Here is a 6,765-nt window from a genome sequence, read left to right on the forward strand (position 1 = left end):
TTCCCGTTGTCGTTCAAGCTCCACATTAGGAGCCGGCGGTAACCGACTCCATCGACTCGCCCTTCATTCTGAAAAGCGGGTGCTCTCAGTGTCTCAGACAATGACGTAATGATTAACGATGCGGGTAAACACCAGGTTAAGAGCCAGCCAGCAATGCTTGGAAACTTAAGGGTTTCGCAATGAAGGCGCTCGCGGAACAGATTGCCGACCTCGACGGCGTCAACATTTACGGCCGGGTGGTCGGCGTGCGCGGCCTGATGGTCGAGATCGCCGGTCCCATCCATGCGATGTCGGTCGGGGCGCGGATCGTGATCGAGACCGGCACCAACCGTTTCATCCCGGCCGAGGTGATCGGCTTCTCCGGCGACAATGCGGTGGTGATGCCGTTTGCCGGGCTGGAGGGCGTGCGGCGCGGTTGCCGTGCGGTGATCGCCAATGCCGCCAGCCAGGTGCGGCCGTCGATGGCGTGGCTTGGTCGCGTCATCAATGCGATGGGCGAGCCGATCGACGGCAAGGGGCCGCTGTTGCAGGGACCGGTGCCGATGCCGTACCGCAATTCGCCGCCGCCGGCGCATTCGCGCAAGCGGGTCGGTGCGCCGCTCGATCTCGGTGTGCGCTCGCTCAACACCTTCCTGACCTGCTGCCGCGGTCAGCGCATGGGCATCTTCGCCGGCTCCGGCGTCGGCAAGTCTGTGCTGCTGTCGATGCTGGCGCGCAATGCCGATGCCGACGTCTCGGTGATCGGGCTGATCGGCGAACGCGGCCGCGAGGTGCAGGAGTTCCTGCAGGAAGATCTGGGCGAGGAGGGGCTGGCGCGCGCCGTCGTAGTGGTGGCGACCTCCGACGAACCGGCGCTGATGCGACGCCAGGCGGCTTACCTCACCATGTCGGTGTCTGAATACTTTCGCGACGAGGGCAAGGACGTCATGTGCATGATGGACTCGGTCACGCGCTTTGCGATGGCACAGCGTGAGATCGGCCTTTCCGTCGGTGAGCCGCCGACCGCCAAGGGCTATACGCCGACCGTGTTCACCGAATTGCCGAAGCTGCTGGAGCGGGCCGGGCCCGGCACCGATGAGGGGTCGATCACCGGCATCTTCACGGTGCTGGTCGATGGCGACGATCACAACGAGCCGGTCGCCGACGCGGTGCGCGGCATTCTCGACGGGCATATCGTGATGCAGCGCGCGATCGCCGAGCGCGGTCGTTATCCAGCCATTAACATTCTCAAATCGGTATCGCGGACGATGCCGAAATCCTGCGATCCGGTATTCCTGCCGACCATTACGCGCGCGCGCCAGATCATGGCGACCTATTCCGACATGGAAGAGCTGATCCGGCTCGGCGCCTACCGCGCCGGTTCCAGTCCGGAGGTCGACGAGGCGATCCGGTTGCACGAGCCGCTGGAGACCTTCCTGCGCCAGCGCAAGGAGGAAGTCTCGAGTTTGGGCGACGGATACAGGCAACTAGAGCAAATCATTGGTAGTTTGGAAACGGAACGCTAACTTTGTCAGGCCATCATCAATCTCAGAGTAGAGTTTGTACCGGAATGTCCCTTGCGGGAGGCCGGTGGTGTCCCGCGTACAATTTGGGACTTCTGGGGAGTACGAGTCGATGAAGTCACGTGACACGCTGATCCGTTTGAAGAAGTTTCAGGTCGACGAGAAGCGCCGCCGGGTCAACCAGATCGAGGGCATGATTGCCGATTTCCAGCGCATGTCGGTCGATCTCGAGCGCGAGATCCAGACCGAGCAGGACCGCGCCGGAATCCAGGACCCCGCGCACTTCGCCTATCCGACCTACGCCAAGGCTGCGATCCAGCGCCGCGAGAACCTGACGCGCTCCGCCGACGAGCTGCGCATCCAGCTCGAGGACGCCAAGAGCTTGCTCACCGAAGCCTTCGAGGAACTCAAGAAGGTCGAACTGCTCGACGAGCGTGACCAGGCCCGCGAACGCGCCGAGGAAAGCGCCCGCGAACAGGCAGACCTCGACAGCATCGGCCTGATGCGCGCCCGCATGGGCGCCGTCGCCTGAGCCGGCTGGCTTCTCCGGTTGCAACGATATCGAGCCCCGACCGCGAGGTCCGGGCTTTTCTTTGCGCGCCGTCCTCAGCCTGTGTTGCGCCATGGCCCGATACCGCAAAAGTATGTTACGAAGGCTGTAACCGCGTCCGGACGCAGGCAAATAGCGGTGGGATTTCTTGAGGTTGAGGGTAGTTGATGCTGACGCCGGCTGAGCTGGTCTGGTTGATCGCTGCAGTTGCAAAGGGGGACGAGGTCGCTTTCGAGCGCCTCTACGCCGCAACGCGCGCGAAACTCTTCGGCGTGGTGCTCCGTATATTACGCAGACAGGATCTCGCGGAGGAAGTCATCCAGGAGGCCTATGTCAAGATCTGGAACAGCGCCGGACAGTTCAATCCCGGCCTAGCTTCGCCGATCACGTGGATGGTATCAATTGCCCGCAATCGCGCGATCGATGTCGTGCGCAAGAAGAGCGAAGTATCGATCGAGGAAGAGCCGGCCGCGATGGAAGTCGCCGCCGATACACCCGATCCGCTCGCGCGTCGGGAAATGACCGAAGAGTTGAAGCGCTTGCTGGAGTGCGTGGGACGGCTTGAGCCGGACCGCCAGAAATTGGTGCTGCTTGCTTACTACAATGGATGGAGCCGCGATCAGCTCGCGGTCAAGTTCGAGGCCCCTGTTAATACGGTGAAGACATGGCTGCGTCGCAGCATGTTGGACATCCGGGAGTGTCTGGGAATCGCATGATGGCCTATAGCGAAGACCATATCGCGCTCGCTGCGGAATATGTGCTCGGCACTCTCGATGCTGACGAGCGCGCGCAGGCCGACGCCATGATGGCCGTCGACAAGGATTTTGTCGCGCTGGTCGATGCGTGGTCGCGCAAGCTCGATGTGCTCAACCAGATGGTCGGACCGGTCGAACCCGGCCCCGAAGTGTGGGAGCGGATCAGGGTCGCAGCCGGTCTGTCCGGCGTGCAGCAGGCGCTGGTGCTTCCGGCGATGCCGGAGCCGGCGGTCGTTGCGACTGACTCTACCGAACAAGGTTCGTCGGCCGGTTCCTCGAGTGATAGTTCGAACGTCATCGCGTTTTCGCGAAAGGCCAGCCGCTGGCGCAATATCGCCACCGGCATGACGGCGATCGCTGCTGCCCTGGTCGCGATGATCGGGCTGCAGGCCACCCGCCCGGATTTGCTGCCCGAGGGCTTGCGTCCGAAGACACAGCAGGTGGCGCAGCTTCGGCCGCCGGCACCGCTTCCGTCCGTCGCACAGGCGCAGTACGTCGCATTGTTGCAGACCGACGCCACGTCGCCGGCGTTCATTCTTACGGTCGATGCCGCCACCAAGAATTTCACCGTGCGCAAGGTCGGCGCAACGCAGCAGCCGGGCAAAGACTATGAGCTCTGGATCGTGTCCGACAAATTGCAGGCGCCGCGCTCGCTTGGCGTGATCGGCAGCCACGACTTCACGACGGCGGCAGCGTTGGCGGCGTATGATCCGGCAATGGTCAGTCAGGCGACCTACGCCGTCACCGTGGAGCCCGAGGGCGGTTCGCCGACGGGCAGCGCGACCGGTCCGATCGTGTTCACCGGCAAGCTGATCGAGACGGTGCCGCCCCCGGCACGGTAGTAGGGAAACACTCTCGATTATCGCTGGCCTATCAGCCGTCATTGCGACGAAGCAATCTAGCTCTCACGGCGCATGCGGCTTTCTGGATTACCGCGCCGCTTTGCTCCTCGCAATGACGGGGAAAGGCTGGTGAAAAACTGCCGGTCGATCGTAGTCGATCGGCGAAAGCATCCACGCAAAAGAAAAACGCCCGTTGGGGAGCGGGCGTTTTCCGTTTGAAGTCCACCCGGGGGGAAGTGGAGCTTCGGTAGATTCACACAGCGACCTTGGGGGACATCGCCGCGCGAATGGCTGAATGAGTTAGCGGACCAGACTGACGTTCGTGGTGCCCACCGCCACCGGCTTGCCGGCTTTGATGACCTTCGCCGTCTGCGTGTAGCCTTCGTCCGAATTCATGCGGGCGCTGACGCCCAGACCGGCCACGAAAATACCGGCGATCAAAGCAACGACCACCACCTTCAGGTGGGTCATGCGATCGGCACTGTAAATCGAATGGTTCATCGAACGCTCCCTGTCGTTACTCTGCCTACGCCCGTTGGTGTCGGTTGCGGTCGGGCAGGTTCAACATCTCATGGTAAAGAACGTAGGTGCGCGGCCTTACGTTCCAAAGATGCGATCACAAGGCAGTGAAAAGACTTGATCGGACGCGATCAAGCGGCGGCGCGGTCTGCCGAATATTGAAATTTAGTACGTTAAATCAATGATATATTCGCCTGTCGGGAATTCTGCGTGCCATCGGCGCGGGGTGCGACATTCTGTCAAACTGCTTGTCTGTGGCGAATATGCATCGCGTTTGAGCAGCCTGGGGCCGGCTCAGACGCTGCCGACGGTCTTCAGGCGGGCGCGGGGATGGATTTCGGCCTGCGACAGCACTGTGGTCTGGGCGCGGAAGCGCTCGACCAGAGAGCGCACGAAGGGACGGATCGCAGCAGAGGTGACGAGCACCGGCGCTTCGCCTTCGCGGGCCGCCTGCTCGAAACGATCGCGCACGGTGGTCATGAACTCCGACAGCCTGGAGGGCTGCATCGCCAGGCTGCGGTCTTCGCCGGTGCCGATGATCGACTCCGCAAAGGCCTGCTCCCATTTTGCCGACAGCGCGATCAGCGGCAGGTAGCCGTTGTACGAGGTGTTCTGCGCGCAGATCTGGCGGGCGAGGCGAGCGCGGACATGCTCGACCACGGTGGCCGGATTGCGCGAGAACGACAGCGCGTCGGCTATGCCTTCGAGGATGGTGGAGAGATCGCGGATCGAGATCCGCTCCGCCAGCAGCAATTGCAACACGCGCTGGATACCGGACACGGTGATCAGGCTCGGCACGATGTCCTTGATCAGCTCGCCCTGTTCCTTCGGCAGATCCTTGAGCAGCTTCTGGACTTCGCCGTAGGACAGCAGGTCGGCGGTGTTGCCCTTCAGCAGTTCGGTAAGATGGGTCGACAGCACGGTGGCGGCATCGACGACGGTATAGCCCTTCATCGTTGCCTCTTCCTTCAAGGCGGCGTCGACCCAGGTGGCGGGCAGGCCGAAGGTCGGCTCCGTGGTGTGGATGCCGGGCACGTTGACCTGCTGGCCGCCGGGATCCATGACCATGAACTGCGCGGGCCAGATCCGGCCGGTGCCGGCGTCGACTTCCTTGATCTTGATGACGTAGGTGTTGGCCTCGAGCTGCACGTTGTCGAGGATGCGCACCGACGGCATCACGAAGCCCATCTCCACCGCCAGCGACTTGCGCAGCGCCTTGATCTGGTCGGTCAGGCGATCGGTGCCGTCCGGGCCGTTGACCAGCGGCAACAGTGCGTAGCCCAGCTCGATCTTGAGGTCGTCGATCTTCAGCGAGGCCGAGATCGGCTCCTCCGCCGCGGCAGCGGCCGCTGCGGCTACCGCGGGCGCCGCGGCTTCATGGGCTTCGGTCGCCTTGGTCGCCTTGTTGCGCTTGCTGGCCTTCCAGGCGAGCCAGCCGGCGCCGCCGCCGAGCGCCAGGAACGGCAGCATCGGAATGCCAGGCAGCATCCCCAGCATCAGCATCACGCCGGCCGACATGCCGAGCGCCTGAGGATAGCCGGAGAGCTGCTTCATCAGCGCCTTGTCGGCGGCGCCGGAAATGCCGGCTTTCGACACCAGCAGGCCGGCGGCGGTCGAGACGATCAGCGCCGGCACTTGGGTGACCAGGCCGTCGCCGACGGTCAGTAGCGTGTAGGTGCGCGCGGCCTCGCCGAACGACAGGCCCTGCTGGGCGACGCCGATGATGATGCCGCCGATGATGTTGATGAACACGACGAGCAGGCCGGCGATGGCGTCGCCGCGCACGAACTTCGAGGCGCCGTCCATCGCGCCGAAGAAACCGCTTTCGTCCTCGAGGTCCTTGCGGCGCTTCTTGGCGGTGGCTTCGTCGATCAGGCCGGCGGACAGGTCGGCGTCGATCGCCATCTGCTTGCCGGGCATCGCGTCGAGGGTGAAGCGCGCCGCGACTTCGGCGATGCGGCCCGAGCCCTTGGTGATGACGACGAAGTTCACGATCACCAGGATCGCAAACACGATGATGCCGATGACGAAGTTGCCACCCATCACGAAATTGCCGAACGCCTCGATGACGTGGCCGGCCGCGGCGGTGCCCTCGTGGCCGCGCGACAGGATCAGCCGGGTCGAGGCCATGTTCAGCGACAGCCGCAGCATGGTCGAGATCAGCAGCACGGTGGGGAACGACGAGAATTCCAGCGGCGTCTGGATGAACAGCGCCGTCATCAGGATCAGGATCGACATGGTGATGGAGATGGCCAGGAACAGGTCCAGCACCATCGACGGCAGCGGCATGATCAGCACGACCAGGATGGTCAGTACGCCGAACGCCAGCGCCAGATCGCCGCGCAGCACCATTGTGCGCAGATCGGTGAAGGTGAAGCCGCCCTTCGGCGCCTGCAGACCCGAACCCGCCACCAAATCCGTCATCTTTGTCGCTTCCCCTCGCGATTGTCGCCCGCGAGCGCCGAACGTTTTCGCGGCGGCCGAAAGGCCGCCGGTTCGCAGATGAGGCACCGTACTGGCGTCCACGGGCACTCTCCCGATCGGCTGACGACACGCGACTCCACTCGGCAATTTTTGCCGTGCTTATGGTTAGCAAA

Annotated in this window: 6 protein-coding genes; 4 read left to right on the forward strand and 2 right to left on the reverse strand. The window is 63.3% G+C overall.

The annotated features are described in order from the left end of the window. Positions 1-179 precede the first annotated feature (179 nt). The 4 genes from fliI to JWQ24_RS21860 all read left to right on the forward strand — a co-directional run bounded on the left by fliI (position 180) and on the right by JWQ24_RS21860 (position 3,649). Complete coding sequence (gene fliI / locus JWQ24_RS21845; protein ID WP_299812494.1) at positions 180-1,505, forward strand: flagellar protein export ATPase FliI; 1,326 nt, start codon at positions 180-182, stop codon at positions 1,503-1,505. Positions 1,506-1,614: 109 nt separating this feature from the next. Beyond that, positions 1,615-2,034 carry a flagellar export protein FliJ gene (gene fliJ, locus JWQ24_RS21850; RefSeq protein ID WP_299812496.1) on the forward strand — a complete coding sequence of 140 codons (420 nt, stop codon included), beginning with the start codon at positions 1,615-1,617 and terminating at the stop codon, positions 2,032-2,034. A gap of 185 nt (positions 2,035-2,219) precedes the next feature. Continuing rightward, the gene (locus JWQ24_RS21855; protein WP_299812498.1) at positions 2,220-2,768 is read left to right on the forward strand and encodes a sigma-70 family RNA polymerase sigma factor; all 549 of its coding nucleotides are present in this window, start codon (positions 2,220-2,222) and stop codon (positions 2,766-2,768) included. After that, positions 2,768-3,649: an anti-sigma factor gene (locus JWQ24_RS21860; protein WP_299812499.1), complete on the forward strand. Its 882-nt coding sequence runs from the start codon at positions 2,768-2,770 to the stop codon at positions 3,647-3,649. The genes JWQ24_RS21855 and JWQ24_RS21860 overlap by 1 nt, the downstream gene beginning before the upstream one ends. A gap of 300 nt (positions 3,650-3,949) precedes the next feature. Here JWQ24_RS21860 and JWQ24_RS21865 read toward each other — a convergent pair whose 3' ends face one another. Both JWQ24_RS21865 and flhA read right to left on the reverse strand, forming a co-directional pair. Then, positions 3,950-4,150 (reverse strand): hypothetical protein, encoded by a 201-nt coding sequence (locus tag JWQ24_RS21865; protein WP_299812500.1) that lies wholly within the window; start codon positions 4,148-4,150, stop codon positions 3,950-3,952. Positions 4,151-4,462: 312 nt separating this feature from the next. Next, on the reverse strand, positions 4,463-6,694 hold the full coding sequence (gene flhA, locus JWQ24_RS21870; protein WP_299812501.1) for a flagellar biosynthesis protein FlhA: 2,232 nt from the start codon (positions 6,692-6,694) through the stop codon (positions 4,463-4,465). Positions 6,695-6,765: the final 71 nt, after the last annotated feature.

The organism is Tardiphaga sp., from assembly GCF_028290495.1.
Classification (GTDB): Bacteria; Pseudomonadota; Alphaproteobacteria; order Rhizobiales; family Xanthobacteraceae; genus Tardiphaga.

Excerpts from the sequence above, each read along its gene's own strand:
- fliI (WP_299812494.1), top strand. The coding sequence starts at position 180 with ATGAAGGCGCTCGCGGAACAGATTGCCGACCTCGACGGCGTCAACATT.
- fliJ (WP_299812496.1), top strand. The coding sequence starts at position 1,615 with ATGAAGTCACGTGACACGCTGATCCGTTTGAAGAAGTTTCAGGTCGAC.
- JWQ24_RS21855 (WP_299812498.1), top strand. The coding sequence starts at position 2,220 with ATGCTGACGCCGGCTGAGCTGGTCTGGTTGATCGCTGCAGTTGCAAAG.
- JWQ24_RS21860 (WP_299812499.1), top strand. The coding sequence starts at position 2,768 with ATGGCCTATAGCGAAGACCATATCGCGCTCGCTGCGGAATATGTGCTC.
- JWQ24_RS21865 (WP_299812500.1), bottom strand. The coding sequence starts at position 4,150 with ATGAACCATTCGATTTACAGTGCCGATCGCATGACCCACCTGAAGGTG.